General features: G+C 65.2%; 21 protein-coding genes. 9 read left to right on the top strand and 12 right to left on the bottom strand.

What is annotated here, in order from left to right:
• Positions 1-204: 204 nt before the first annotated feature.
• Together PAN31108_RS10010 and PAN31108_RS10015 are read right to left on the bottom strand one after the other, a co-directional pair.
• On the bottom strand, positions 205-1,728 hold the full coding sequence (locus tag PAN31108_RS10010) for a glucan biosynthesis protein G (protein ID WP_150668702.1): 1,524 nt from the start codon (positions 1,726-1,728) through the stop codon (positions 205-207).
• 433 nt (positions 1,729-2,161) lie between these two features.
• A complete protein-coding gene (locus PAN31108_RS10015) occupies positions 2,162-2,815 on the bottom strand; it encodes a LysE family translocator (RefSeq protein WP_150668703.1) in 654 nt (217 codons plus the stop codon).
• A 195-nt stretch (positions 2,816-3,010) separates the two neighbouring features.
• Between PAN31108_RS10015 and PAN31108_RS10020 the strand changes: the two genes are divergently transcribed.
• Positions 3,011-3,925, top strand: coding sequence for a LysR family transcriptional regulator (locus PAN31108_RS10020; protein WP_150668704.1), 915 nt, complete (start codon positions 3,011-3,013; stop codon positions 3,923-3,925).
• 16 nt (positions 3,926-3,941) lie between these two features.
• Here the strand turns inward: PAN31108_RS10020 and PAN31108_RS10025 are convergent, their stop codons facing one another.
• The 6 genes from PAN31108_RS10025 to PAN31108_RS10050 all read right to left on the bottom strand — a co-directional run bounded on the left by PAN31108_RS10025 (position 3,942) and on the right by PAN31108_RS10050 (position 11,078).
• Positions 3,942-5,432 carry an MATE family efflux transporter gene (locus PAN31108_RS10025; protein ID WP_150668705.1) on the bottom strand — a complete coding sequence of 497 codons (1,491 nt, stop codon included), beginning with the start codon at positions 5,430-5,432 and terminating at the stop codon, positions 3,942-3,944.
• Positions 5,433-5,440: 8 nt separating this feature from the next.
• Positions 5,441-6,229 (bottom strand): alpha/beta hydrolase family protein, encoded by a 789-nt coding sequence (locus PAN31108_RS10030; protein WP_150668706.1) that lies wholly within the window; start codon positions 6,227-6,229, stop codon positions 5,441-5,443.
• Between the two features lie 637 nt (positions 6,230-6,866).
• On the bottom strand, positions 6,867-8,195 hold the full coding sequence (locus PAN31108_RS10035) for an MFS transporter (RefSeq protein ID WP_150668707.1): 1,329 nt from the start codon (positions 8,193-8,195) through the stop codon (positions 6,867-6,869).
• The gene (locus PAN31108_RS10040) at positions 8,192-9,388 is read right to left on the bottom strand and encodes an amidohydrolase family protein (protein ID WP_150668708.1); all 1,197 of its coding nucleotides are present in this window, start codon (positions 9,386-9,388) and stop codon (positions 8,192-8,194) included. Before PAN31108_RS10040 ends, PAN31108_RS10035 begins: the two co-directional genes overlap by 4 nt.
• Entirely contained in the window at positions 9,385-10,860 is a 1,476-nt protein-coding gene (locus PAN31108_RS10045; RefSeq protein ID WP_150668709.1) for a sodium:solute symporter family protein, read from the bottom strand. Before PAN31108_RS10045 ends, PAN31108_RS10040 begins: the two co-directional genes overlap by 4 nt.
• Entirely contained in the window at positions 10,857-11,078 is a 222-nt protein-coding gene (locus PAN31108_RS10050) for a DUF3311 domain-containing protein (protein ID WP_150668710.1), read from the bottom strand. Before PAN31108_RS10050 ends, PAN31108_RS10045 begins: the two co-directional genes overlap by 4 nt.
• Positions 11,079-11,480: 402 nt before the next feature.
• On the opposite strand from PAN31108_RS10050, the gene PAN31108_RS10055 reads away from it, so the two are divergent.
• The 4 genes from PAN31108_RS10055 to PAN31108_RS10070 all read left to right on the top strand — a co-directional run bounded on the left by PAN31108_RS10055 (position 11,481) and on the right by PAN31108_RS10070 (position 18,291).
• Positions 11,481-12,302, top strand: a complete 822-nt coding sequence (locus PAN31108_RS10055; RefSeq protein ID WP_246183869.1) for a GntR family transcriptional regulator — start codon at positions 11,481-11,483, stop codon at positions 12,300-12,302.
• A 331-nt stretch (positions 12,303-12,633) separates the two neighbouring features.
• A complete protein-coding gene (locus PAN31108_RS10060; protein ID WP_150668711.1) occupies positions 12,634-13,935 on the top strand; it encodes a UDP-N-acetylglucosamine 1-carboxyvinyltransferase in 1,302 nt (433 codons plus the stop codon).
• Positions 13,936-14,341: 406 nt separating this feature from the next.
• Positions 14,342-15,211: a response regulator transcription factor gene (locus tag PAN31108_RS10065; protein WP_246183879.1), complete on the top strand. Its 870-nt coding sequence runs from the start codon at positions 14,342-14,344 to the stop codon at positions 15,209-15,211.
• 272 nt (positions 15,212-15,483) lie between these two features.
• On the top strand, positions 15,484-18,291 hold the full coding sequence (locus PAN31108_RS10070; protein ID WP_246183880.1) for a hybrid sensor histidine kinase/response regulator: 2,808 nt from the start codon (positions 15,484-15,486) through the stop codon (positions 18,289-18,291).
• A 34-nt stretch (positions 18,292-18,325) separates the two neighbouring features.
• Here PAN31108_RS10070 and PAN31108_RS10075 read toward each other — a convergent pair whose 3' ends face one another.
• The 3 genes from PAN31108_RS10075 to PAN31108_RS10085 all read right to left on the bottom strand — a co-directional run bounded on the left by PAN31108_RS10075 (position 18,326) and on the right by PAN31108_RS10085 (position 21,633).
• Entirely contained in the window at positions 18,326-19,690 is a 1,365-nt protein-coding gene (locus PAN31108_RS10075; RefSeq protein ID WP_150668714.1) for an MFS transporter, read from the bottom strand.
• Positions 19,691-19,775: 85 nt separating this feature from the next.
• Positions 19,776-20,429, bottom strand: a complete 654-nt coding sequence (locus tag PAN31108_RS10080) for a DUF4286 family protein (protein ID WP_150668715.1) — start codon at positions 20,427-20,429, stop codon at positions 19,776-19,778.
• A gap of 250 nt (positions 20,430-20,679) precedes the next feature.
• The gene (locus PAN31108_RS10085; RefSeq protein WP_150668716.1) at positions 20,680-21,633 is read right to left on the bottom strand and encodes a LysR family transcriptional regulator; all 954 of its coding nucleotides are present in this window, start codon (positions 21,631-21,633) and stop codon (positions 20,680-20,682) included.
• A 306-nt stretch (positions 21,634-21,939) separates the two neighbouring features.
• Between PAN31108_RS10085 and PAN31108_RS10090 the strand changes: the two genes are divergently transcribed.
• From PAN31108_RS10090 to PAN31108_RS10105, 4 genes are all read left to right on the top strand, one after another.
• Positions 21,940-22,152, top strand: a complete 213-nt coding sequence (locus tag PAN31108_RS10090) for a hypothetical protein (RefSeq protein WP_150668717.1) — start codon at positions 21,940-21,942, stop codon at positions 22,150-22,152.
• Between the two features lie 58 nt (positions 22,153-22,210).
• Complete coding sequence (locus tag PAN31108_RS10095) at positions 22,211-22,573, top strand: hypothetical protein (protein WP_150668718.1); 363 nt, start codon at positions 22,211-22,213, stop codon at positions 22,571-22,573.
• A gap of 129 nt (positions 22,574-22,702) precedes the next feature.
• A complete protein-coding gene (locus PAN31108_RS10100; protein WP_150668719.1) occupies positions 22,703-24,004 on the top strand; it encodes an O-antigen ligase family protein in 1,302 nt (433 codons plus the stop codon).
• A 25-nt stretch (positions 24,005-24,029) separates the two neighbouring features.
• Complete coding sequence (locus tag PAN31108_RS10105; RefSeq protein ID WP_150668720.1) at positions 24,030-24,923, top strand: glycosyltransferase family 2 protein; 894 nt, start codon at positions 24,030-24,032, stop codon at positions 24,921-24,923.
• A gap of 285 nt (positions 24,924-25,208) precedes the next feature.
• Here the strand turns inward: PAN31108_RS10105 and PAN31108_RS10110 are convergent, their stop codons facing one another.
• The gene (locus PAN31108_RS10110; protein WP_150668721.1) at positions 25,209-26,270 is read right to left on the bottom strand and encodes a YeiH family protein; all 1,062 of its coding nucleotides are present in this window, start codon (positions 26,268-26,270) and stop codon (positions 25,209-25,211) included.
• Positions 26,271-26,437: the final 167 nt, after the last annotated feature.

Below are 26,437 nucleotides of genomic sequence, written 5' to 3' on the forward strand. Positions count from 1 at the left end.
CGGCAGACGCTTCGTTCGCGCACGGCGTCCCCTCGCCGGCGACACCGGCACCGCGTGCGGCGAGCAAGCGCTGCAGGCGGGTCAGGATGTCGAGCGAATCGCCACCGTCGCGCTTCGCTTGTGCAAGCAGGGCGCGACGTTTCTCGGCGGGCAGGGGCAGCCGGTCGACATAAAGCTCATCGACCGGAATATCGGAGCGCTCGCTCACTCGGGGGGTAACAGGTAGCTCCACGTTTCGGATAGGGTGTTACTGCCGTTGCGCAGGTAAGCGCGCATTTCGACGGGTTTCTCGGAATCGAGGCGGCGCATGCGGAGCATGACGCGATAGCCTCCCGTGACGTCATTGCGCTGCGTCTGCACTTCAAGAATCTTGCCGTTGCCGTCGATGGACACATTGCCCTCGACCTTGGCGTCGTCCGGTAATTTCTTGAGCGACGGGCCCTCGAAATCGAGTGCGAACAGCAGACTGTCGTCTGGTTTTCCCCGGTAGCCGTGACCTCGGCGGCTTTGCGTCACCCACGCCAAAGGCGGGCGTTTTTCATTATCTTTTTGCCACGTCAGCCGATACTCGAGCGCATAAGGCTGCTTCAGCTTCGGCGGCGCATCGGGGACCCAATAGGCTACGATGTTGTCGTTGGTTTCGTCCGGCGTGGGAATTTGCACCAACTCTACGCGGCCTTGTCCCCATTTGCCCTTGGGTTCCACCCAGGCGCTCGGACGTGACTCATAATGGTCCTCAAGGTCCTGGTAGTTATTGAAGTCCCGGTCGCGTTGCATCAGCCCGAAACCCGCGGGGTTGGACAGCGCGAAGGACGACACCAGCAGCCGCTTGGGATTGACGAGCGGACGCCAGATCCATTCGCCGGTGCCGGACTGAATCGACAGGCCATCGGAATCGTGTACTTCGGGGCGATAGTCGGGCACGGGCGCCTGCTGGTTTTCGCCGAAGAAGAACATGCTCGTGAGCGGGGCGATGCCCAGCTTGGTCACGTTCTCGCGCAGGAACAATTCGGACTTGACGTCGACGGTGGTGTCCGCGCCCGGGCGCAGCGTAAAGCGATACGCGCCGGTGGCGCGCGGCGAATCGAGCAACGCGTAGATGATCAGTTCTTTGGCGCCGGGCGCCGGACGCTGAATCCAGAACTCGGTGAAGCGCGGAAACTCTTCGCCGGAGTTCAGCGCGGTATCGAGCGCGAGGCCACGGGCGGACAGGCCGTAGGTTTGATTTTTCCCCAGCGCGCGGAAATAGCTCGCGCCGAGAAAGACCATGACTTCGTCTTTGTATTTGGGAGTGTTGACCGGGAAATGGATGCGGAACCCTGCGAAGCCCAGGCCACGCAGTTGTTTCGGGTCGATCTTGAGCGCGCCGAAGTCGAACATGTCCGGGCTGTAGCGGATTTCGCGCACGCTGTTGCCCGTCAGTTCATTGATTTTGACGGGACGGTCGTAATACGAACCTTCGTGGAAGAACATCAGCTCGAACGGCAGCTTCTGCGCACGCCACAACGCCTTTTCAGGCTTGAAGCGGATATTGCGATAGCGGTCGTACGTGAGGTTCTGAAGCTCCTTGGGAAGATTCGGATCCTTGGGTTTGTAGCGGCTGTTCGCGAGCGTGCGGGCTTGCTTGGCGACGTCGTCGAACGAAAAGGCATGCGCCGCGCCCGAGACGAGCGCGCAGACGCTGAGCGCACTGGCGAGCGCCAGGCGCAGGGCACGGTGGGAAATCATGCGGGGAACCGCGTTAAGCAGGAATTCCATCGGCAATGGGAAGGGCATGTAACGCGCGTGCCGACCGTAGCCAGCGTGCGCCGAACGCGCAATTTTACCCGTTCATTTACCGATTGACTAAAGATGCATCGGCAAAACCTTCGAAGCGGGTACTCACATTACCCCTATCGTCTGCTGTGACGGTGCTTGCGGCGCGTCATAAATTTGTGACTATTTGTGACCAGCGCAACGAATGAAAGGATTTCCTTGCCTTTCTGCTCCGCCGCTCAGCACTACGCCACCGCCACTTCACCACTTTTCGACCGCTTTTCCGCCACTTCCTCGGCATTCTTTCGCCATTTTCCCGTCATTCACGGAAAAACTTCGCAGAAGTCGCCATACGTTCGTTTCGTCCATCCCCAAATCGCGGACCCACCGTCGGCGTTTCGACTCATTAACGGTTCGCCATCGCCAGTAATCCGCCCAGCGTCATCAGTGCGCCACCGATGGTCCGGCGAACGAGTCGCTGCCGCCGGACCATTGCCGCACGCATCCATCCCGCCGAAAAGCCCAGCGCCACAAGGCTGAACCAGACCCAGTGAGCGAAGGACATGAACGCTCCATAAGCCAGCCCCAACGCCCAGCCCGTGCCCGGGTGTACGACCTGCGTGAAGGTGCTCACCACGAACAGGGTGCACTTCGGGTTCAACGCGTTGGTGAAAAAGCCGGTACGGAAGGCTTGCATGGCGTCGCGCCAGCGGGCGCCACCGGCATCGTTCGATTCAACGCACGTTGAGGATGGTAACTCCTCGCTCACGTCCACCACGGGCGAGCGGTCCTGCAGGGTCCGCCATCCGATGTAGATCAGGTATGCCGCCCCGATCCACTTGATGGCGGTGAACAACCAAGGCACCTGTGCGATCAGCAAGCCCACCCCGACCAACGTGTACGCCACATGGACCTGCACGCCCGCCGCGATCCCCAACGCCGCCCATAGCCCCGCGCGCCTGCCGTGACGCCAGCTCTCACGCGTGACCATCGCAAAATCCGCCCCCGGGCTGACGACCGCCAGTACCGTGATCGTCATGACCGCCAACAACTCTTGCATGATATTTTCTCACTCATTAATTCGGCACCGGGACCTCTCCAACCCGCCGCCTATCCCCTTCGGCGTTCGACTTTCGATCTTTCGATCTTTCAATCTTTCAATCTTTTCGCCCTGACATTTCGAAGGCATTTTGCCGAGTCTTTTTTCACCCGAAAACGATGTTTTTGCCTCGCCATCCGTGATAATTTCTCACGCATGAAGCGCCCTCTCCCCCTGAACGCCCTCCAGGTCTTCGACGTCGCCGCCAGCGAACTCAGCTTCGCCCGCGCCGCCGAGCGGCTGTTCGTCACTCACGGCGCCGTCAGCCGGCAAATCCGTTCCCTCGAACTCGCCCTCGGCCTCCCTCTCTTCGAACGCCGTAACCGCGCCGTCTTCCTCACCCCCGCCGGCACTCGCCTTCACGCCACCACCCGGCAAATGTTCGAGCAGCTCGCATCAACCGTCGCCAGCCTCCACCCGGGCGCCGCCTCCCGAACGCTCGTCGTCTCCTGCGAGCCCACGCTCGCCATGCGCTGGCTCATCCCGCGTCTCGGCGCTTTTGCCCAAGCGCACCCCGATATCGCCCTGCATCTGCACTCCGCCGGCGGGCCGCTCGACTTCGACAGCGCCAAGGTTGACGTCGCCATCCGTCGCAACGACTTCTTCTGGGGACACACCCTCGCGGCCGAACCGCTCGCAGATGAATGGATCGGCCCCGTCGGACTCCCCGCCGCGTTCGCCAGCCATGAGGTGAATGCGCTCGGCACACGCACTCGCCCGAGCGCCTGGCAGGACTGGCTGCGGGCAATGAACGCGTCCCGGCACGAAGCGACGCCGGGGCTTCCCTGCCTCGGGACGCATACCAACACGCCGCCGTTCGAACACTTCTATCTGAGCTTGCAAGCGGCCGGTGCCGGACTCGGTGCGGCCATCGGATCGGTCTACATGGTGAGCGACGAACTGAGCGCAGGACGCCTCGTCGCCCCCTATGGATTCATCCGCGACGGCTCGGGCTACGTCGCGCTCTCGCGCGAACCGTTCGCCGCGAATCCGGCGAAGGAGGCCCTGCTGACATGGTTGCGTGAGGCGCTGGTGGAAGCGGCGTCGCCATGGATCGCGAACGCGCAGTGAACCGGCGCCCGCGATGTCAGGAACGCGGGTCGCGCGGTGGCTGATCGGCAGAGGCGGCCGCGGGCGGTGACGCCACGACCGGTACCGGCGCAGGACCTGCCGCCGCGCTTGCCGCGTCTTCGGTGAGGGCGACGGCGGACGGCGTCTTCGGCAGCATCCGAACCCCGCGCCAATGCCCCCACTTGTAATACGCCAGCGCCATGACGAGCGAGACGGCGAACCCCAGCGGGAAGCTCCACCAGATCGCCTCCGCTCCCCACGTCTTCTGCATCTGCCATGCGAACGGCAAGCGAATCACCCACTGCGAGACGAACAGGATGACGAGCGGCGCCGTGACCGCCCCTGTCGCCCGCACCACACCGAAGAGCACGATGGTCACACCGAACAGCACGAAGGACCACGCCACGATCGCGTTGATGTGCTGGGCCACGGAGATGGCGTAACCGTCCCCCGGCAGGAAGGCGTTCATGAACTGCCTGTTGAACAGCACAATGGCGACGACGAGCGCACCGGTCATGACGACGTTGAGCCCCACGCCCACACGCCCGATCTTCGTCACGCGCTCCCATAACCCGGCGCCGACGTTCTGTGCCGTCATGGACGACACGCCCGCCCCGATGGCGAGCGCAGGCATCTGCACATAGGTCCACAATTGCGACGCCACGCCGTAAGCGGCCGTGGTCTGCGATCCGTAACCGTTGACGAAGCCCATCATGACCATGGCGGACGACGAAATCACCACCATCTGCAACCCCATCGGCAGCCCCTTGACCACGATCAGCCGCAGCAATCCCATATCGATGCGCAGGTACTGCCAGTCCTCGCGCGTGAGCCACAGCGGATCACGGCGCCGGTACAAGGTGTACATCAGCGCGGCAAGACTGAGCGTCTGCGCAATGAGCGTCGCGCCCGCCGACCCCGCAATGCCGAACGGCGGGATCGGCCCCCAGCCGAAGATAAGCAAGGGATTGAGCGCGATGTCCAGCCCCGCCGACAAGAGCATGAAGCGAAACGGCGTACGGGCGTCGCCCGCGCCTCGCAGCGCCATCATCACGAAGTTGTAGAAGTACATCACCGGCAGTGCCACGAAGATGATGCGCAGATAGGCGACGGCGAACTCGCGCGCGTCATTCGGCGTACCGAGCGCCGCCAGCAATTCGGGTGTGAAGCCGTAACCGAGTGCGGACACGGCGACCGACATCAGCACGAAGAACGTCGCACTCGTGCCGACGATGCGCTTCGTGAGCACAGGGTTGCGCGCGCCGATGGACTGACCGATGAGGATGGTGTTGGCCATGCTGATGCCGAAGACGACACCGAGCAGGAAGAACAGCAGGATATTGGCGTTGGACGCCGCCGTCAGCGCCGACTCACCAAGGTAATGGCCGATCCACATGGCGTTGATCGACGCATTGAGCGACTGGAGCACGTTGCTGCCCAGCACCGGCAGCGAGAACCAGAACAGGGTCTTGCCGATCGGGCCGCGCGTAAGGTCCTGTTCGGCCATGGTCTGCCCTATTTGGTCTCGAACTTCACGCCGGCCGTCGGCGACGGCACGCTGCATCGATGGCCGCGTAGATTGTCGAGAAAGCGTTGGATCAACGGCAGCACCTTCGCTTCGATATCGCCGTGTCCGTAACCGAAGCCGGCGAAGTTGAAGTGCGTCGCGCCATCGACGACTGCCAGCCAATGGCACCCCGGCGACATGTCGGCGAAGGGCTCGGTGCGCGTCTGCCATTTGCCTTCGAGCGGCTCGTCGCGAGTCCCGGTCACGAGCAACACGGGCTTGCGGATGTCATGCCATGCGCCCGCCGGGAAGATCGGTCCCTTGCCCTGAGGCGAGAGCGCGATGTACCCGTCGAAGCGGTCGTCGCTATCGAGCCCCAGCGTATTCTTCGCGCCCGCTTCGATCATCACCGTCACGGCGCCCATCGAATGCCCCGCGAAGACCGCCGGCCCCGAGCGGCACTGGCCGCGCGCCCAATGCAAGGCGGCGCCGGTATCTTCCAGGCGGTCGTCGTACGCTTCGGGGTCCGTAGTGAGTGCGAGCAAACCGTCGCGCAAACCGCCATTGCGCACCCGGTCCCGCAACGAGTCGCGCCCGCTTTCCTTGTGCGCCATCGTCACGGTGAGCCAGCCGTACTTCGAGAGCGCACGGCCGAGCCACGACAGGGCATCGCGGTCGTCGCCCGCGCCGGGACTGAGCACGGCGACCCCGTTGCAGGCGCCGGGAGGGCGGAAGACGTGGAGGTTGGCGTACGCCCCGTCGCTACGCAGCACGCGCTGGTCCGAGCCTGTCGCCATGGACGCGGAGGATGCCGCAGAGGATGTGCCGGACGCAGGCGCGGGCGCAGCCGTTGCGGACGCGGCAGACGCGGCCGGGTCGGCAGCCGATACCTGGGCCGGGAAGGTCGTAATCAGGGCAGTGAGAAGCGTGGTGGGGAGCGTGGTGGGGAGCGCGGTGAGGAGCGTCGTAAAAAGCGTCGTAAAAAGCGCGCCAGGAAGGGCCGTGAAGACGCGAGAGAGAAGTCTGGCGGAAAGTGTCGCTGGAAGCGTCGTGAACGGGGACGCGCCGACGCTGTAGGCACCGAGCGCGACGCGTAGCGTCCCGAACGATCGTCCCACGGCCCTGCGCGACTTTCCGAGCATCCGTTCTCCCCTGGTATCCGGCAGCACGCGGCCAACCTGGGCCCGAAGGGCGCTAGTCCGAAATGATCTGAAGGACCGAGGGATCAGATTGAGCCGGGGCAACGGTCTCGCGACGACGCCCCGCTGCGACATCACACGATGAGCCATCTTAGCGCGGATTGCGAATGCGCTCGCATGAATTTTGCGTCGTCTGCACATGTCTCGCGTGCGCAACGCATCGCTTGCATTTCGCGCTCACGGGCGTTGCTTTTTCTATCGCTTCGCGCCCGTTCGTCTCGACCACCGCCATGCCTCACGCGCGTCGATGCCGCGCGTGCGGTGCATCGCGCGACAAGCCCGATGCCGCGGCATACCCCTCGGGATCGAAGCGCCATGTCAAGGCAATCAGCGCGACGTTGAGTAGGATGAGTCCGATCCACGATGGCAGAAAACTCCCCGTCGCCGCCATCACGGCCCCGGTCGCGAACGGTGCGAGCGCCGCAATGCAAAAGCCCACCCCCTGCATGAACGCCGCCAGCACCGCCGCATGACGCGGATGCGCGTGATGATCCAGCGCCAGCACCAGCCCGAGCGAAAAGGCACCGCCCAGACCGAAGCCCACGCCACCGATCCACCCCCAGGGCGCGGCGTCCGGCGCGACGACGAGCCCCGCAAGGCCGCCCAACGTCGCGACAAGCGCCAGCGTGAGCCAGCGACGCCGGTCGACGTGACGGCGCGCGAGCCACGGCAACATCAGCGCCGCGACGACCTGACACGCCGTCAGCCCGGCGAGCAGCGCGCCGCTATGCGTCGCACTCATGCCGCGCTGTTGATAAAAGGGCGGCAGCCAGGCGACCATCGTCGTGTAGGTGCAGTTGATGAGACCGAAGTACACGGCCAGCGTCCACGCACGCGGTTTGCGCAACAGGTCGAACATCGAGGGCGCATTCGCGGCGATGCGCGCCGTTGCGGCATAACATGCGGCGCGCAGCGCCTGCGCCGTCGCCGGTGGCGCCGCGTCGGTCGCACTCACCGGACTGAGCGCACCAAGAGAACTCACCGACGCAGCGTCTGCGTCCGTCGCCATCGACCGGGCGGATCGCGCCAGCGGCGCGCGCCACCACGCCAACGCGGCCGCGCAGACCAGCGCGAGCCACATCCCCAGTCCGACACGCCAGTCACCCGCCTCGGCCGCCACCCAGGGGCTCGCCGCCGCGCCAAGCCCGCCACCGCCCATGAGCGCCGCCGAATAGAGCCCCATCATCGACGTCATCCGCGCCGCGCTGTAATTCGCCTTCACCACACCGGGCAGCAATGCCTGAACGATGGCGATGCCGACACCGGAAGCCAGTGCCGTCGCAAGCATCGTGAAGGTATCGTCGGCCACCCACCGCACGCCGCACGCCAGCGCCAACGCCGCCAGTCCTAGCAGCACGCCGCGACGCTCGCCGAAACGCCGCGTCAGTCCGTTCGCCGCGAACGCGCCCGCCCCCATCGCCAGCACCGGCAGCGACGTGAGCAACGCGGCCACGGGATAGGTCATTCCCGTCGCCTCGCGGATCTGCGGGAGCAGCGGACTGATCGACGTGAGCGTCGGGCGCAGCGTCAGTCCGACCGCGACGATGGCCAGCCAAAGCGTCATACCGCCACGCCTTCGCTCACCACCACGTGACCATTGGCCACCACCCAGCGACGCGGCGCTCGGGTCACGATGGCCTGCGCGGCATTGATGGCGTCGACGAGCACGAGATCGGCACGCGCACCGACATGCAGGCCGTAGTCCTCGAACCGGCACGCGCGCGCCCCCTGATGGGTGACGCAATCGAGCGCGATATCGAGTTCGTCGTCGCGGCGCAGGTTGTAGCGCAGGCCGATCATCATCGCGCGCTCGAGCATGTCGGGCGAGCCGTAAGGCGTCCAGGTATCGCGAATGCCGTCGTTACCGCCCGCGAGCGGCACACCCGCGCGGCGGCATGCCATGAGCGGCGGCACGACGCGCGAGGGCGGCGCGGTCGTGATCAGCGCCACACCGGCATCGGCAAGACGCGCGAGCAGCGCATCGGCACACGCCGCATCGAGTTCGCCCAGACAGAAGGCGTGCGACACCACGACTTTGCCCTGCATGCCGAGCGCCGCGACACGCTCGAGCATCAGCTCGAACGAGAACACGCCCATCTCGCCCGGTTCGTGCAGATGGATATCGACGGGACAGCCGTGCTTGTCGGCCAGCGCGAACATCGCATCGAGCGACGCCCGGGGATCGCGGTCGATGGCGCACGGATCGAGCCAGCCGAGCACGTCCGCACCGCGTGCGAGCGAGGCGTCGAGCAAATCGACGGTGCCTGCGCGATCAAGGACCCCGGACTGTGGGAAGGCCACGATCTGCATGTCGAGCCGATCCGAGAGCGTTTCGCGCGTGGCGAGCACACCATCGAGATGCCGCAGGCCCGCCTCGGTATCGATGTCGACGTGCGTACGCAAACGCGTGGTGCCCGCCGCCAGGAACGCGCGAGCGAGTGCGAGCGACGCCGCGCCCGCATCGTGCCCGCTCGCCGCGCGCCACGCACGCTCGTTGTCGATACGATCGATGAGCCGCGAGCCGCATTCGTTGACGTACCACGGCATGCCCCAGGTGGTCTTGTCGAGGTGCGTGTGCGATTCGACCAGGCCCGGCATGAGCAAGGCACCGCGCGCGTCGATCCGATGCACCACGACCTCGGCGGGGGTCGGCGGCGGCAGCGCCGGCCCGATCGCCGCGATCCTGCCGTGCTCGACCCGCACGGCCAGCGGCGCGCCGTCCAGCCCGCGCGCGTTGCAGATTTCCAGTGTCGTCATAACTTCCTCAACATTCCCGCTTCCACATTGCGCGACCGTGTGTGCGCACTCACCACCACAAACGTCGACGCATTGACCGCCAGTGCGACCAGTCCCATGTTGATCGACGCCACGGTATCCGATGCGCCCGGCAGCAGCGTACGAAGATTGACGTCGAACCCCACCGCCGCGAGCAGCACGAGCGCGCCCGCCCCAATGCCGGCGAACGCACCATACTTGTTACCGAACGGACGCGGCAGCAGACTCGCCACGAACGACGGGAACAACTGCGTGAGCAGACTCGACGCGAACAACGCCAGCGCCACGAACGTCGCGCCGCCGCGCAGCACGAAGCCCACCGCGACCAGACCGAACACCGGCAATACACGCTTGGCGAGCTTGCCGACGAACGCTTCGCTCGCATGCGGCGCGAACCCGTCCCGATAGATGTTCTTGGCGATCAGCGTCGATGCATTGAGCAAGATCATCGAACCCGGCACCAGCGCGGTCAACACCCCCACACCGCCGATCACACCGACGAACCAGGGCGAGAACGTCTGCTTGACGATGCGCAGCAGCGCCAGATCCGAATCCGCGCCCGTGAGTCCGGGCACTTGCAGAATTGCCGCGAAACCGACAAAGAACATGAAGGCGATGACCATCTGATACAGCGGCATCAGGATCGTATTTTTGCGCACCGCGCTCTCGGTCTTCGCGGCATACACCGACGTGAAGACATACGGATACAGGTAATAGCCGAGCGAGGTGAGCAGAATCGTCGAGTTATACCAGGACAGGGTCAGCCCGCTCGTGGGCATTTGCAGGAAGCCCGGGCGGGCGGCCTCGATGCGGTCGAACATCTCGCCGAAACCGCCAAAATAATGCAGCGGCAGGTAAACGCCGAGGAACACCGCGATCACGAGAATCAGAATGTCCTTGTAAATCGCAATGCTCGCGGAACCGTGGATGCCCGAGACCGTGATGTAGACCACCATTGCAATCGCACCGCACCAGATCGCGAGCGCCGGCGGAATCGTGCCGTACGACGCTTCGGACACGATGATGCCCAGCCCCCGCAACTGAATGATGAGCAACGCGCTCATGCCCAGCACGGCGACCACCGACACGACGACCCCGAGCGCCCGCGAGCGGTACGCCGTGGCGAAGAAGTCGGAGAACGACACGCAGTGATGCTTCGTCGCGTGACGCCATGCGGCGGGCAGCATCCAGTAACCGAGCAGATACGCCAGCGCCCCGTAGGCGAGGATGTAGAACGCGGGCGGTCCCTTGCTGTACGCCCATCCGCTGGCGCCCAGAAACGTGAACGTCGAAAACGCCTCGCCAGCCATGAGCAGGAAGACGAGCAGCGTGCCGAAGCCGCGACCGCCGACGGCCCATTGCTCCAGGCTCATCGTGCGCCCGCGCCGTGCGCGCACCCCGACGAACAGCGCAAATGCGAGGAACGCCACGATAACGGCGAGCGCGACGTTCATGATGCGGCTCCGTCGCGATCGTGACGACGCTCGGCATCGCGCGAACCGTCGAAGCGCAACATCACGGCCATGACCACCGACGTGAGCAGCAACCAGACGATGTTCCATGTCATCAGAAAAGGCAGGCCGGCCAGTCGGGCGCCCACGTGCTCGGCGAGCCAACCGCCGCTGTAGAACGCCGCGACGGGAAGCGCGGCCAGGCAATGTACAGGTTTCATGACGTCTCCAGACCCAAAAGGATTCACGGGGCCGCCGCGCTGTCGATGGCGCACTCAGGTGAGTGATATCGATCGTGGCAGCCCGATGGTTTCGGCCATTTCGTCGGCGTCCGGCGTCGTGGCATGTCGTCTCGAAGCGACATATCATCAACCAAACACAATTAAATGGTTAACCATTTTTGTTGACCATTATCGGTAACGATTTGCCGAAATGCAAGACCGTGCGCGTCGGAGGACGGAATTCAAGGGTTAGAGAGACGGCTGTACGACGTCTGTACGACGTCTGCGCGGCCTCCCGTCGGCCTGACGTCATGGGAAGGCGACGCCCTGACGGCGAAGGCGACGGCGCGGGTACAATGCGCCCCACACCCACGCGATCCGCCAACCTCAAGGAGATCCGGCTTGAGCCGCACCGCCGCACCGCCCTCGCCCCCGCTCGCCCCGGCTACTGCCAGGCCGGACGACGAATCCCGCGCCGTCTCCGCGAGCGGCGACGACGGCGCCCCGGGCAGTGCCGGCCAGCAGATCGAAGCGCGCGTCTACGCGGCGATCTCGCAGGCGTTGCTCTCGGGCAAGCTCCGGCCGGGCATGCCGCTGCGCGAGCGCAATCTGGCGCAGGCGTTCGATTGCACGCGCGGTGCGGTGCGCAAGGTACTCGCGCGGCTCGGCTTCGAAGGCAAGCTGGTGCTCGAACCCAATCGCGGCGCGTTCGTGCCGCAGCCGTCGCTCGACGACATTCGTCAGACGTACCGCGCGCGGCGCGTGCTGGAAACCGGCGTGATCGCGAGCCTTTGCGGCACGCTGGACGACGCACAACTCGCGGTGCTCGACGCGCACGTCGCCACCGAAGCGCGCTCGCATGCCGACGGCACGCACGAGCGCTCCATCCGGCTCGCGGGAGCGTTCCATCTGAAATTGATCGGCATGGCGCAAAGCGCCGAACTCGACGCCTTCGCACAGCAGCTCGTCGCCAAGACAGAGTTGTACAAGGCGCTTTACGACCCGGCCGAGTTCATGCATTGCGCCCCGACCGAGCACGCCCGGCTCGTTGACCAACTGCGCGACGGCAAGACGCAGGCAGCGATTGCGCTGGCGAGCGCCCACCTCGACGAACTCGAAGCGCGCGTGCTCGCCCGTGCCGCCGCCGCCGAGACGCCGGACTTTCGCGCCATCTTTGCCGAAGCGTTCGCGGGCGCGGCATCCGCAGCGTCGTCAGCGTCATAGTGCAACGCACGCCCCGGGCGCCGCCTGGCGAGCGTGAGAACACCAAGCGAGACGGAGCCGGACTGAACGCGGCCCGAACCGCTCAGGCCCGCTCAGGCCCGCTTGGGATCGAGCATCCCGGGCGCCGTCGCACCGTCTAGTATCGCGACATGCCCGGCCTTTGGTTTGCCAACCGCCGCAGCAATCTCACCACGTACGCGAGGGTTGCATGAGACGGATGCCTAAATCGGGGTATATTGCGCCTGATCGCGACGGGCCCGTGGCCCGCCTGCCACTTTCGCCCCCGCTGGTGTACGAAGTCATTACAAAGCACGAAGCCCGAAGGAAGCCCATGTCCCATCTGGTAGTCCACGGCGGCCAGCCGCTGCGCGGCCGCATCACTCCCTCCGCCAACAAGAATGCCGTTCTCCCGGTACTGTGCGCCACGCTGCTGACCGATCAGCCCGTGCGCCTCGTCGGCGTGCCCGAGATCACTGACGTTCGCAAGATCCTCGACATCTTTCGCCAGCTCGGCAGCGATGTCAGCGTCGATTTCGACGCCGGGATCCTCGAAGTCCATCACCTGAACACCCGGTTCGATCCGCGCACGGACCATCTGCCCGAAGAGATGCGCTCGTCGATCATGCTGGTGCCGCCGCTGCTCGCGCGTTTCGGCGTCGCGCGCATCGAAGACAACATCAAGGGTTGCACCCTCGGCGTGCGCGAGATCGATCCGCACATCGAAGTGCTGCGCCATTTCGGCGGACGTGTCGAGCGCACCGCGGGTTCGCTGTTGATTCATGCGGACGAAGCGCGCCCCGCGATCCATCACTGGCTGGACTACGCGTCGGTGACCACCACGGAGAACTTCGTGCTGTGCGCGGCGAGCGCCAAGGGTCGTTCGCAGTTGAACAACGCCGCCTCCGAGCCGCACGTGCAGGAGTTCTGCCGCTTCATGCAGATGCTCGGGGTGCCGATTGAAGGCGTGGGCACGTCGCAACTCGCCATCGAAGGCGTGGAGCGCTTCGGCGGCGGCGAATTCCGCTTCGCCGAGGACTTCCACGAAATCACGACGTTCCTCGCGCTGGGGGCGATCACCGGCGGCGAAATCACCGTCAAGAACTCGGCCCCCGAGCAGTTCCCGCTGATCGACCGTACGTTCGCGAAATTCGGCATCAAGGTCGAACATCGCGACGGCTGGTCCACGGCAACCGCGCAAGGCAAGCTCAAGGTGCAGACGCCGTTCACGCAGAATATTCTGACGAAGGTGGAAGCCGCGCCGTGGCCGTATTTCCCGGTGGACCTGCTGCCGATCTTCATCGCGCTGGGCGTGAAGGCCGAAGGCAGCGCCATGTTCTGGAACAAGGTCTATGACGGCGCGATGGGCTGGTCGACGGAGCTGTCGAAGTTCGGTGCACACGTATTCCAGTCCGATCCGCATCGGCTGATCACGTTCGGTGGCGTGCCGCTCTCACCGGCGGTTGTCGAGAGTCCGTACATCATCCGCGTGGCGATCGCCTTGCTGATGGTCGCAGCCAGCATCGACGGGCAGTCCACCATCAAGAACGCGCAACCGATCCGTCGTGCGCACCCTCACTTTGTGGAGAACCTCTGCTCGGTCGGCGCGAACGTCGTCTGGACGAACCCGGAGTAAGGCAGACCGGCAAGGCGTCGCGTTCGCCGCGGCCCCTGCTTGCACCGGCGCCCCCCGGGGGGCCGGGCTCGCGGTGCGGCGCATCCGGTGGCAGACGACCCCCCGATCCCCTACACGCCGATCGTCGCCGCTGCGAACCCGACGGTTGACCATACCTGAGCCGATCCGTCCCGCGCTGAGCGCACCTTTGCCCGACGGCATCCGACGTTTGCCCGACGGAAATTTATTTCCCGCCCCCCGCCCTTCGCACCGAATCGGCGCGGCGCGCCCGGGCGAATGTGAAAGAATGGCGACCATCATGAGCGATCGTCACCTGCCCCCGCAGTCGTTTGCCGCGCCCGCCACGACGTCTCCCCGTCCGACGGGCTCATGGCCCGCCTCGCCCCATGCCCGCCAGTTATCGGGCATGCGTGTGCTCGTCGTCGACGACAATCAGGAAGACCGCATGCTGCTGATGGACTTTCTCAGCCAGCAGGGCTGCCGGGTCTATATCGCGCAAGATGGCCGCGACGGCTACACCAAGGCGCGTACGGTACAGCCCGACCTTATCCTGATGGACATCCGCATGCCGGTCTGCGACGGTCTCGGCGCGTGCCGTCTGCTCAAAGCCGATCCCGGCACCCGTCACATCCCGCTGATCTTTCTGACGGCTGCCGCGCTGCCCGGCGAACGCGTTGCGGGGCTCACGGCCGGCGCGGTCGATTACGTGACCAAACCGTACGACTTCGAAGAGGTGCGGTTGCGGCTGTCGATCCATCTCAAGACGACGGCGCCCGCCCCAACGCATGCCGCTCATGCTGCTCATCCGGCCTCGGCCGGCGTCGGCGGGGAGAGCGACAGGCTCGCGCCACTGCCGGTGCAGGCCCATACGCTCGACGCCGTGCTGTTTCGCGCCACACGCGCATTGCTGCTCGATCAGTTGAACACCACGCCCGAACTCGCCGGGCTTGCCAGCGCTGTAGGCACGAACACGCGCCGACTCAATCTCGCGTTCCGGCGCTGCGTCGGCGTGACGGTTTTCGACTTCCTGCGCGAAGAACGCATGAAGGAAGCGCGACGTCTGCTCTCGGAGACCTCGCTCGACGTGCAGGATATTGCGGGGGCTGTCGGTTTCGCCAGCGCCGCCAATTTCGCGACGGCGTTCCGCGAGCGCTTCGGCATGCCGCCCAGCGGCTTCCGTGAGCAAGGTGCACAGACCTCGCTCATCCACGACAGCCCCGGCAGTCCCAACGGTCCCAACAGTCCCGATAGGCCCGATAGGCCTCCCAAACCATGAGCGCTGCGCCATCGGGCAGACGGGGGCGAACCGGCTGCCGGACCGTCGACGTCGGGGTCTCGCCATCGACGCCCGTCGCCATGAGCGCACTCACGGACTGCCCGCGCACTGCCCGGATCGCCCCCCTGATCGCGTTCAGCGTCTTTGCGTGCTTTACCGGGATCGCCTGCCTTGCCACCCGCGCCACCCGCGCCCATGGTGTCCTCTGCGTCCGTAGCGTCCGTAGCGTCCGTAGCGTCCGTTGCGTCCTCCTTGCGTGCTTCGTGCTCGTCATGCTCGGTGCGCTGGGGCTGCCGCTGCGCGCCGGCGCCGCGTCCCGAGCGACCGCATCGACGCAGACGTCGACCGCACCCCCCGTTGCACCACCAACTGCGCCCTCGACTTCGCCCTCGACGTCGCTCTCCACAGCGACATCGGTCGGCACGGTTCGCGCGCCCGTCGATGCGCCCGCTCTCGCTTCCGCCCTCCCGAGCATCGACCTCACCACGGCGCCCTCGCCGCTCAAGCTCGACACGCAGCTCCGCATGCTCGAAGACCCGACGCGTCGCCTCGACGCCGCGCAGGCGATCGCCGCGCCCGGCTGGCGCAACGTCGCGCCGCGCATGCTCAACGCCGGCTACAGCCGCTCGGCGTTCTGGCTCGCGGGCAGCGTCGAGAACCCGGGCGCCGCAGCGGTCACACGCTGGTTGAGCGTGGGCATCGTGCGTCTGGAGGACGTTCGCTTCTATCTGATGGCGCCGGGCGCCTCGCAGCCGAGCGTGACGTGGCTCGCCGGGCACACCGTGCCGCTGGAACGGCATCCGGTCGCCTCCGAGACCTCCGTGTTCCCCATCACGCTCGCGTCGGGCGAACGCATGACGTTCCTCGTGCGGGTCGAGACGCGCTCGTCGGTAAGCCTCGTGCCACGTCTGTGGCGTCCGGACGACTTCCGCATGGCCGAGGCGCACAACGCGATGATCGCGATGCTGCTCGCGGGCTCGATGGTCTCCATCGGCCTCTACGCGTGCGTGCTCGGCATTGCGCGACGCGACCCGGTCTTCGTGCTCCTGGCGATCACGACCGTCACGCAGGTCGCGCAAGACATGGCGTTTCAGGGCTTTCTGTATCGTTTCCTGCTGCCACAGGGCGGCGAATTCATCGTGCGAGCGCCGAGCTTCTTCTCGACGCTGACGGCCGGAGCGTTCAGCGCGATGCTGATGATCTTCTCGGGCCTGAACGGCGTGACGCTGTGGCGCTGGATCTACCGCGCCATGATCGGCCTCATGGGCGGCATGTCGGTATGGGTACTCTTGGGCGATCACCGCGTGGCCGCCTTTACCCATCTTCAGTTGCTGACGATCTTCAATGTCATCTGGGTCGTCTCGCTGATCGACGGCTGGCGACGCGGTTGCAAGAACGCCCGCCTTAGCCTGCTGTCGTTCTCGCCGGGCTGCATCGTGCTGTTCTGGCGGCTGGCGATCATCAACGGCCTGTTGCCCGAGGAGTGGCTCGCCAATACCGCGATGGCGTGGAGCACGAACATCTCCGTATTGCTGATGCTGACCATCATCGTTGCCGGACGCTCGCGCGAACTCGTACGCGAGCAGCGCGCCGCACAACGCGAGGTGTTGCAAACGCGTCGCGAAGAGCAGGCGCGGCTGGCCGATGCCGTGAACGCGCGCACACGCGAATTGCAGGCCGCACTCATCGCCGCCGACGAAGCCAACAGCGCCAAGAGCGACTTCCTCGCGCGCATCAGTCACGATTTGCGCACACCACTCACCTCCATCATCGGCTTCGCGGATCTCGTCCAGTCCGGTGGCCGCGAAGACGCCGACCGTGGCCGCATCATCCGGCGCAGCGCACATCACATGCTCGCGATGATCAACGATCTGATCGAGTACGCGGGCGGTGGCGCGGCCGATTCGCTGCACGTCGCGCCCGTCTACACACATGCGTTCATCGACAGCATGGCGCACGAAGGCATGAGCCTCGCGCGAAAGCACGACAACGCGTTCCTGCTCGACGTGCGCGCGCCGTTGCCGCCGCTGCTCGCCTTCGACGCCAAACGTGTGCGTCAGATCCTCGGCAACCTGCTCGACAACGCCGCGAAGTACACCGCCGACGGCACGATTACGTTATCGCTGGGTGCGACGCCGGACGCCACGCGCGCCGACATCGTGCATGTGAGTTTCGGCGTGGAGGATTCCGGCTGCGGTATCGCGAAGGAAGACCTGCCGCGTGTGTTCGAACCGTTCGCCCGGCTCGACCGCGCGCGTCGTCTGCCGGGCGTCGGTCTGGGCCTGGCTATCGTCAAGCAGTGGATCGAGCGCATGAACGGCACCATCGCCGTTCACAGCACGCCCGATATCGGTACACGCGTGACGTTCACGTTGCCGCTGCGCGTGGCGCGCGAAGCCGATCTCGTGCCCCAGTCGTTCGCGGGCGCCACGCACGCGCTGCCACCGCTCGACGGCACCGGCCGTCACATCTGGCTCGCCGAAGATTCCCCCGAGATCAGGCAATTCCTGCACGACGAACTCGCCAGTCTGGGCTTTTCCGTGCGCACGTTCGGTGACGGGGTCGCACTCATCGCCGCGCTGGGCAATCCGAAGCAGACGCAGCCGGATCTGGTGCTGACCGACCACATGATGCCCAACGCGGACGGTCTTGCCGTCGCCCGCGCCGCACGACGCCGCTGGCCCGACGTGCCGGTGCTGGCCGTGTCCGCCTCGCCGCAGGTCGTGGCAGGCAGCGAGGCCGGCGGTGAAATGGGCGGGTACGACGCATGCCTGCTCAAACCTGTCGAACTCGCCGACTTGCGCCACACGCTGGCGCGCCTGCTCAACCTCCAGCGGACCGGCCCCGCCGACACCGACGCGGATCAGGGCAGCGCCGCGCTCGTGCGTCCGTCGCGCGACCTGCTGGTCGAAGCCCGCCAGTTGATTGCGATGGGCGCGATTACCGACCTGATGGACTGGGCGCGTAACCTGAGCACGCTGGCGCCGCAGTACGATGGCTTCGCTCATCACGTCCATCAACTCGCACAGCGCGGGGATCTCGCCGGGCTGGCGGAGTTATGCGCGTCGCCGGCGCAATAAGCGAGGCGTCGCGCCCGGCCTTCGCTTCGCGACATCAGTCACGCAACGGTTTGTGCGCCGTCTCACGCGCGGCGAAGAGTGCGATGGCCGTGACCGTGAGCGCCGCCGTCACGTACAACGACACGGCGAGCGTCGTGCCGTATTCCTTGTACAGACTCACGATGATGAGCGGTGCGAAGCCGCCTCCCAGAATGCCTGCCAGCGTGTAAGCCAGCGACGAGCCGGCATAGCGCACGCGCGTCGGGAACTGTTCGGTGACGAACGCCGCCTGCGGACCGTACATGATGGCGTGAATCACGAGACCGACGACCACCGACAGCACGATCAGCGCCGGGCTCGACGTATCGAGCAGCACGAAGAAACCGTATGCCCAGATCACGGCGCACAGCACCCCGAAGCCATAGACCGGACGGCGGCCCAGCTTGTCCGAGAGCGCACCGAACAGCGGCACCGTCAGCGCGTTGAACGCGGTGCCGACCAGCACGGCGGTGAGCGCCAGTGGACGCGACAGATGCAACGTGCCGGTCACGTAGGTCAGCGTGAAGACAACCATCAGTGCGTAGAGCACGTCCGAGCCGATACGCGAGCCGCCGGCGACCAGCAGATTGCGCCAATGCCGGCGAAAGACATCCGCAATCGGCATGTCCGCCTGACGGTCCGCATGCTGCATCTGCTCGAACATGGGCGTTTCCTCCACACCGCGACGCACCCACAGACCGAAGGCCACCAGCACGAGGCTCAGCAGGAACGGCACGCGCCAGCCCCACGACAGGAAGTCGTCCGGCGAAATCGACAGCGTAATGAGCGCGATCAGGCCGGTGGCGAGCAAGGTGCCGAACGACGGCCCGACCTGCGTCCACGACGCATTCAGCCCGCGCTTTGTCTGATCGCCATGCTCCACCGACAGCAACACGGCGCCCGCCCATTCGCCACCGAGCGCCACGCCTTGCACGAAGCGCAACGCCACGAGCAGTACCGGACTCCAGATGCCGATCGACGCGTACGTGGGCAACAAGCCCATCAGCCCGGTGGTCAGGCCCATCACGACGAGGGTGAGCACCAGCACGGCACGACGTCCGATCTTGTCGCCCAGATTGCCGAACACAAAGCCGCCGAGCGGGCGCGAAACGTAGCCGACGGCGTACGTCGACAAGGCGAGGATGGTCCCCGCGAGCGGATCGACCGACGGGAAGAACAAGTGGTTGAAGACCAGAGCGGCCAGCGTGTTGTAGACGGTGAAGTCATACCACTCCAGCGTGGTGCCGACCATGCTGGCGGTGGCCAGACGCCCTTTGTGGGCGCCTTGCCCGGCCTGTTGTCCGGCGTGTTGCCCGGTGCTTGTCGCGCCTTGCGTTGCGCCGTTTTCCCGTGCGTCGCGGGTATTCGAATACGTTGTCATGGATGTCTCCAAAGGTGCATCAGGTGCACCAGGTGCGCGAGGTCCGCCGAGCCGGCCGACCCCGTAGATGGGCTGCGCGACGTCGTTAGTCGCCGCTCGCGCCGAGGCGCCACAGCATGGCGAAGCACGTCACGTCAGAGGCAGGCACGCCGTGGGTGGCGGCAAGTGTCTCGGCGGCGGTGCGTACGGCGTCCGGGTCGGTGCCCTCGATGAGCACCACGGCGTCGGCGGGGGGCAGCGGGGCGTCGCTGGCCGTCAGCGAGACCGACAGCGTGGGCACGGTCACTTGCAGGGTGGCCCGCACGATACCGTCGCCCTGCGCCACCTCGGACAGTTGGGCGTTCAGACGCGCGCGGGCCTGCGCCATGGCCGCCTCCGTCAGCACGAAGGCTGCCAGCACGCCGCCCTGACCTTCACCGGCCTCCACGTCGAGCGTGCCGACTCGGCGCTGCGTGCCCTGCATGCGCGCGAAGTTACGTAGCGACCACTCGGTCTGATGGTGGAACGCCCGAGCGTAAGGCTCGCTCGTGAAGACGGCGGCGTCTTGCGTGCAGTAGAGCGCGAGATACGGACGGGCGCACTCGTGCAGCGCCTTGAAACGGCGGGCGAACTGGAAGCCCGGAATCGCCACACGTTCCTGCATGTGTTCGCGGTCGTACCAGCGGTTGAAATCCGCTTCGAAGGCCGGATCGATATTCGTCCAGATACAAAGTTGGGCGCGCGGGGCAGTCACAGTCATAAGGCATCCATCGGTTTCGACAATCGGAGAGGCCGTCCCCGGGGCGCGCTGTCGAGGGGGAACCGAAGCGCGCACGGGCGGCGACCGTTCAGCCGAGTGTGCAAAACGAGGGAAAAAGCGTCCAACAAGAAATCAAATTCGCCGTAACAGCAAATTCTTATGACCGCGCAACCCCTGACGGGGCGGGGCTTCGGAGCGCCGTCGCGGCGCTTGTATCAGGCGTATCGGGCGTATAGGGGTTATGGGGGTATCAGGCGTCACCGGCGCCCCAGACGGGCGCGGTCATGACGGCGGCAGGCGGAATGGCGATGTCGGGCCCCATGTTCAGGGCGAATTCGCTGGCGGTGCGTTGCGCGAGACGGGCAACATTTTCGGCGAGCAGCGCGCCCGTGCGGAACGATCCGACGAGCGGCAGATTGGGAAAATTGGCGTTCACCCGCAGCAGGTGCAGGCTGTGTTCGCCCAACTCGCGCTGAATGATCGCCGGGGGCAGCATCGCCACGCCGAAACCATCGGCCACGAGCCGGATGATCGCCGCCACCGACGTCATGCAGTTCACCCGCACCGGCCGCTCGGCCGCCACCGAAAACATACGCTCCAGCGTCTTGTGCGGCCCGGAATTGCGCGAAAAGCTCACCAGCGGGTACGCCGCCAGATCGGCCACGTCGAGCGTCTCGCCTTCGAGATTGAACTTCGGGCTGGCAACCCAGCGCATCGGAAACTCGGCCAGCGGCAGATTCTCCACACCGGCGCTATGCTGCACGTCGGTCTGCAATACCAGATCGAGCGTGCCCGCTTCCAGTTGTTTGCACAGGTTGATGGTCGTCTCGCTCGTCACTTCGATTTCGAGCTGCGGGTACTCGCGGTGAATGCGTGCAGCGAGATCGGGAAACCAACTGTGCACGATCGACTCGACCACGCCAATCTTGAGCACCCCCGGCGGCATATCCGGATCGCTCAATTCCCGTTTCATCTCCTGCCCGAGCATGACGATCCGCTCCGCGTACGCGAGCGCTTTCTGTCCCGCCGCCGTGAGCGTGACCTCCCGGGCGCTGCGATCGAACAGCCGCACGCCGAAACTCTGCTCCAACGACGCGATCCGGCTCGAAACCCCCGCCTGCGTGGTATGCAGACGCTCCGCCGTCAGCCGAAAGTTGCGCAGCTTGGCGAGCCAGACGAAGGTTTCGAGAAAGCGCAGATTCATGCTACGTCGCGTGCGGACAACTTTGGGGAAAGGCTTATTTTAGCGGGAACACAAAAGACGCCGTAGAACGCAGCCCGCGTGCGATACGCGTATGACATTCGTTTTTGACGTGTTACGGCGAGACGTTCCCACCGTGTTTCGCGACGTTTCGTTTTCGTAACGTTTTCCGCAGGCGACGCTTCGGCGGTGCCCCCCACTCCCTTACGAATCAAGCAGTTAATCGTCTCAAGAGGACTGGCACGGGATTTGCTGAATCTCTTGCAACGGCCCGTCGAGGCCGGGAGGGCCGAATCTCTGGAGACTGTCATGTCAACCGCCCATTTCCGCCGACCGCATCCGACAGTGGAACTCGCGCGCTGCGTGTTCCGGCAGCATTACATCCGGATCATGCAAGCCGAGCGTCCCGGCAGTTATGCGGTGCTGGTCGACATCTGGCCCATGGACGGCCGGACATTTTCTAGTATCGACCAGGCCAAGCATGCGGCCATGCTGTTCATCCGCAATATGGAAAACGAGTGAGTCCACGTAAGGGATACCGCGCCAGCGGCCCTGGCGCGGCCAACGAGACCAGACCGATATGAAACATCACCACACACGTCAGGGCGCCGCCGAGCGCCATGCCATGGCTGCGTCGATGGCCCGTCCGGCGTCGCATCGCACGACGCGTCAGCCGGTCGTGCTCGACCCGGCGGGCGATCCTTACGCCCGGGTCGCCGTCGAGGCTTACGCTCAGGCGTGTGCCGAGGAGCAACCGTGGCTGGCCGAGGCGCTGCAACGTCAATATCGGCTGGCGGGCGCAACGCCGTCGAGCGCGGCCGCGATCTGGCGCACGTTCCACGAAGCGCAGCAGCTCGCCCGGGAAGGGGACAACTACGACGAAGCCGCATGGACGCATGTGGCCCTTCACCTGTGCGGCGTACTCGGCGCGATGAACCTGTGATCGGGCAATTGTGAATTTTTAGGAAGATCGGTCGCCCGGCGTTGCGCCGGGTAGACGGAAAGCGCGGCGTCTCGGGCATTTCTGGCATACTTCGTGCGAAGTAAATTCCCGCAGTTCGCCTGGTACCCAATGAGCAAGACCGCCGCGCCGGCACGTCCTTTCCGCCGGCACCTTGTTGCCAATATTTTTGGCACACTGATCCTTCTGTTTCCCGCCGTATCGCTCGTGGTGCCGCGCGGTGGAAACACGGCGATGTTCCTGACGGTCGCACTCGGTGCGTTCATTCTTCTGACGCATCGAAAGCCGGGCGAACTCTGTTCGCTCCTGCGAGACCACCCGCACGCGCGAATCCTGCTCATCACGCTGTTACTCCCGTTTTTCTCGATCCTGCTCGTCGAAGCGCTGCACGGCAATATCGTCGCGAACACACTCGACTCCCCACTGCGATTTCTTCTTGCGTGCGTCGTATTTCTCGCGCTGAGACGGATCGTCGACGTCATGCCGACATGGACCGATCTGGCGTTCGCTGTCGGGGCGATCTGCGCTGCGATCATGGCCTGGTACTCGACGGCGGACATTCTTGCCGCCCGCGCGGAAAGCTCGTTTCTGAATCCGATCCATTTCGGCGACATCGCCGTGCTACTCGGCATTCTGTCCATGGTCTCGATTCACTGGTTGTCGCATGACAAGCCCTGGATCGTCGCCTTCAAGCTCATCGGCGCCGCGGCGGGTTGCTATGCGTCATGGGCGAGTCAGTCCCGTGGCGGGTGGATCGTGCTGCCGTGCCTGCTGATCGTATGGTTGCTGTGGCGCAATCACCCGGTCAGCGTGAAACGCCGTCTGACGATCACCCTGATTGCCGTTGTGCTGCTCGCCAGTACCTTCGCGTCGCGCGTCGTACGCGATCGTTTCGAGATGATTCGCTCGGATCTGGTCAGTCTGTCGGCCGGTAACGCCAACACGTCCACCGGCATTCGACTGGAACTCTGGAAGGCGGCAGGCAAGCTGATCGCGCAACGCCCGCTGCTCGGACAAGGCGCGCACGGCTATCGCGACGCCATGCCGGGCATGGCGGCGTCGGGCGAACTCACGCCGGAAGCGGCGGATCTGGGCAAGGGCGAGGTCCATAACCAGGTCCTGGCGTATTTCGTCGACTACGGGCTGCTGGGCCTGTTGAGCATTCTCGGGGTCTATGCCGGCCCGGCCATCTTCTTTCTCAGATCGGCACAGCTCCGACGGGCTCACGTGGCCAATCGCGCCGCCCTGATGGGCCTGATGAGCGCCGTCGCGTTCGCCGTTTTCGGGCTGACCGTCGAGACGTTCAACCTGAAGGTGACGGTCGCGTTCTATGCGACGATGCTGGCCCTGTTTGCCGCGTTCGCCTATCCTGTCGAATCCTCATCAGACGACGCAGCGCCCGCCGGACGGTAAGCCCGTTCCCCGTAGCGTTCCCGACATGCTAAGTATCCTGATCCCTACCTGGAACAATCTCCCGTTCCTGAAGCTTTGCATCGACAGCGTTCGACGCCATTCGGGCGAGGCGCACGAGATCCTCGTTCACGTGAACGACGGCAGCGACGGCACGCTGGCGTGGGTGCGTGAACAAGGCCTGCGCTACACCCACAGCAGCGGCAACGTGGGTGTGTGCCTGGCGCTGAATCAGCTCGCCCCGCTGGCCTCGCACGACCAGCTGCTTTTCCTGAACGACGACATGTTCGTCACGCCCGGCTGGGACACCGCGCTTATCGACGCCGCCCGCGCGCTCGACACACCGGTCTATTACCTGTCCTCGGTGATGATCGAACCGAATGCCGGTGTGAGCAACCAAGTGGTCTCGAAGGATTTCGGCACCTCCGTGCAAACGTTCGACGAAGCCGCTCTGCTCGCCTTCGCCGCCTCGCTGAACCGCGACGACGTGAACGGCGTGCCGACGCAGCCGACCCTCGTGAGCCGCAGCCTGTGGCATCTCGTGGGGGGCTACAGCATCGAGTTCGGGCCGGGGATGAGCAGCGACGACGACTTCCTGATGAAGCTATGGCTGGTGGGTTGCCGCACGTTCCGCATCGTCGGCAAGAGTGTCGTTTATCACTTCGGCTGCCGCTCAACCGGGCGCGTGGTGAAGAATCGCGGTAGCCGTGAATTCCTGATGAAGTGGGGGATGACGCAGGCGGAATTCAAGCGCGATTATCTCGACCGGGCAGGCACGCCGGAGGGCGCGGGACTACCGAACGTGCCGACGCCCAGCGGCAAGAGCCGCATCAAGCGCGCGCTGCATGGCAGCAAGCCCTACCCGCTGGAAGACCTCGCGCGCTGGGATGCCAACGTGCCGGCGCATCTGAAGCTGGACTGACGGCTCACCCGAAGAACGGGCGACGGGCGGACCGCCGTCGACGTCGCGTCATTTGGGCGGGTGGGGCGAAGCAAGTGGATGGCGCATGCGCGCCCACGCATGTTCGAGCCGCTTCACTGCGGGGCTGTCCGGGTGACGCGTCAACACGTCTTGGACGACCGACGGTCGTCCGTCATTGCATTCTAGGCGACGAAACCCGGCTTGCCCGCCGGGTCTGCCCTACCCCTGAGCGCCTTGCGCCACCAGGACGTCGAAAGTCGGCGGGTCCGTCACACGCCGGTTCGATCAGAGTTGCCCCATCGCCAGTTGTACGGCGAGGCTGCTCACCGACACCGCCGCCCAGACACCGAGGCCGAGCAGGATCGGACGCACGCCCGTCGAGGCCATGCGACGCAGGTTCGACGACAGGCCGATCGCGCTCAGCGCAACGATAATCAGAAACTCGGCGGCGTCGTGAATCCACGGCTGCATCGCAGCGGGCACCCACCCTGCCGTACGGAGCCCCGACGCGATCAGAAAACCGAGGATGAACCACGGGAAGATCCGCGCGAGGCTGAAGTTGCCGGCCCCGGCGCGCTTGGCGCGGTACGCCACGATGGCCGCCAGCGTCAGGCAGACCGGGATGATGAGCGTGGCGCGGGTGAGCTTGACGATGGTGGCGTAGTCGCCCGCCGCCTTGCTGTAGCTGTAACCGGCCGCCACGACCGACGACGTATCGTTGATCGCCGTGCCCGCCCACATGCCGAAGCCGAGATCCGAGAGGTGAAGCGCATGGCCGAGCACCGGAAACAGCAGCACGGCGGCGATGTTGAACAGGAAGATGGTCGAGATGGCGAACGCCGTTTCGTGGTCGTCGGGCTTGACGATGGGCGTGACGGCGGCGATCGCCGAACCACCGCAGATCGCCGTGCCCACGCCGATGAGCAGCTTGAGCTTGTCGGGCACGCCCAGCACACGCCCCAGCCCCCACGCCGACAGCCCGGCAGCGGTAATCGTCACGGCCGTGACGGCGAGCGATTCGAGCCCGGTATGTGCCACCTGCGACAGGCTCAGACCGAAGCCGAGCGCAATGATGGACCACTGAAGCACGTACTTCGCGGCGAACCTGATACCCGCTTCGTACCGCGCGCCGGGCGAGAAGAGGTTGCGCACGAGAATGCCGAGCAGAATGCCGAACACCGGACCGCCGACGAGCGGCATCTGACGCCCGAGCAACAACGCAACGAAGGCAATGACGGTCGAGAGAATCAGGCCCGCCCACGGGTTGTGCTGATCGGGCACCAGCGTATCCGGCCGGCTCGCCGTTGCGGACGAAACTGACGAAACGGCGTGGGTTTTTGTTGTCATTGCAGGCACTCCTTTCGAATGACTGCAAGTCTAAAAACTCCGCTTCAATAATAAAAATCGTTATATCGGATACAAAATATCCAAATTTCCGATAGTGATATTCACGGCGCGTAACCCACTGATTTGATGGCACATTTTGCCTCGCCGACAGGCGTCGACCTTAGCCA

The sequence above is a fragment of the Pandoraea anhela genome (genome assembly GCF_902459655.1).
In the GTDB taxonomy this organism is placed as follows: domain Bacteria; phylum Pseudomonadota; class Gammaproteobacteria; order Burkholderiales; family Burkholderiaceae; genus Pandoraea; species Pandoraea anhela.

What these genes read in the sequence shown, in the direction of transcription:
- PAN31108_RS10010 (WP_150668702.1), bottom strand. Translation starts at nt 1,728, where the DNA reads ATGATTTCCCACCGTGCCCTGCGCCTGGCGCTCGCCAGTGCGCTCAGC.
- PAN31108_RS10015 (WP_150668703.1), bottom strand. Translation starts at nt 2,815, where the DNA reads ATGCAAGAGTTGTTGGCGGTCATGACGATCACGGTACTGGCGGTCGTC.
- PAN31108_RS10020 (WP_150668704.1), top strand. Translation starts at nt 3,011, where the DNA reads ATGAAGCGCCCTCTCCCCCTGAACGCCCTCCAGGTCTTCGACGTCGCC.
- PAN31108_RS10025 (WP_150668705.1), bottom strand. Translation starts at nt 5,432, where the DNA reads ATGGCCGAACAGGACCTTACGCGCGGCCCGATCGGCAAGACCCTGTTC.
- PAN31108_RS10030 (WP_150668706.1), bottom strand. Translation starts at nt 6,229, where the DNA reads ATGGCGACAGGCTCGGACCAGCGCGTGCTGCGTAGCGACGGGGCGTAC.
- PAN31108_RS10035 (WP_150668707.1), bottom strand. Translation starts at nt 8,195, where the DNA reads ATGACGCTTTGGCTGGCCATCGTCGCGGTCGGACTGACGCTGCGCCCG.
- PAN31108_RS10040 (WP_150668708.1), bottom strand. Translation starts at nt 9,388, where the DNA reads ATGACGACACTGGAAATCTGCAACGCGCGCGGGCTGGACGGCGCGCCG.
- PAN31108_RS10045 (WP_150668709.1), bottom strand. Translation starts at nt 10,860, where the DNA reads ATGAACGTCGCGCTCGCCGTTATCGTGGCGTTCCTCGCATTTGCGCTG.
- PAN31108_RS10050 (WP_150668710.1), bottom strand. Translation starts at nt 11,078, where the DNA reads ATGAAACCTGTACATTGCCTGGCCGCGCTTCCCGTCGCGGCGTTCTAC.
- PAN31108_RS10060 (WP_150668711.1), top strand. Translation starts at nt 12,634, where the DNA reads ATGTCCCATCTGGTAGTCCACGGCGGCCAGCCGCTGCGCGGCCGCATC.
- PAN31108_RS10065 (WP_246183879.1), top strand. Translation starts at nt 14,342, where the DNA reads ATGCGTGTGCTCGTCGTCGACGACAATCAGGAAGACCGCATGCTGCTG.
- PAN31108_RS10070 (WP_246183880.1), top strand. Translation starts at nt 15,484, where the DNA reads ATGCTCGGTGCGCTGGGGCTGCCGCTGCGCGCCGGCGCCGCGTCCCGA.
- PAN31108_RS10075 (WP_150668714.1), bottom strand. Translation starts at nt 19,690, where the DNA reads ATGACAACGTATTCGAATACCCGCGACGCACGGGAAAACGGCGCAACG.
- PAN31108_RS10080 (WP_150668715.1), bottom strand. Translation starts at nt 20,429, where the DNA reads ATGACTGTGACTGCCCCGCGCGCCCAACTTTGTATCTGGACGAATATC.
- PAN31108_RS10085 (WP_150668716.1), bottom strand. Translation starts at nt 21,633, where the DNA reads ATGAATCTGCGCTTTCTCGAAACCTTCGTCTGGCTCGCCAAGCTGCGC.
- PAN31108_RS10090 (WP_150668717.1), top strand. Translation starts at nt 21,940, where the DNA reads ATGTCAACCGCCCATTTCCGCCGACCGCATCCGACAGTGGAACTCGCG.
- PAN31108_RS10095 (WP_150668718.1), top strand. Translation starts at nt 22,211, where the DNA reads ATGAAACATCACCACACACGTCAGGGCGCCGCCGAGCGCCATGCCATG.
- PAN31108_RS10100 (WP_150668719.1), top strand. Translation starts at nt 22,703, where the DNA reads ATGAGCAAGACCGCCGCGCCGGCACGTCCTTTCCGCCGGCACCTTGTT.
- PAN31108_RS10105 (WP_150668720.1), top strand. Translation starts at nt 24,030, where the DNA reads ATGCTAAGTATCCTGATCCCTACCTGGAACAATCTCCCGTTCCTGAAG.
- PAN31108_RS10110 (WP_150668721.1), bottom strand. Translation starts at nt 26,270, where the DNA reads ATGACAACAAAAACCCACGCCGTTTCGTCAGTTTCGTCCGCAACGGCG.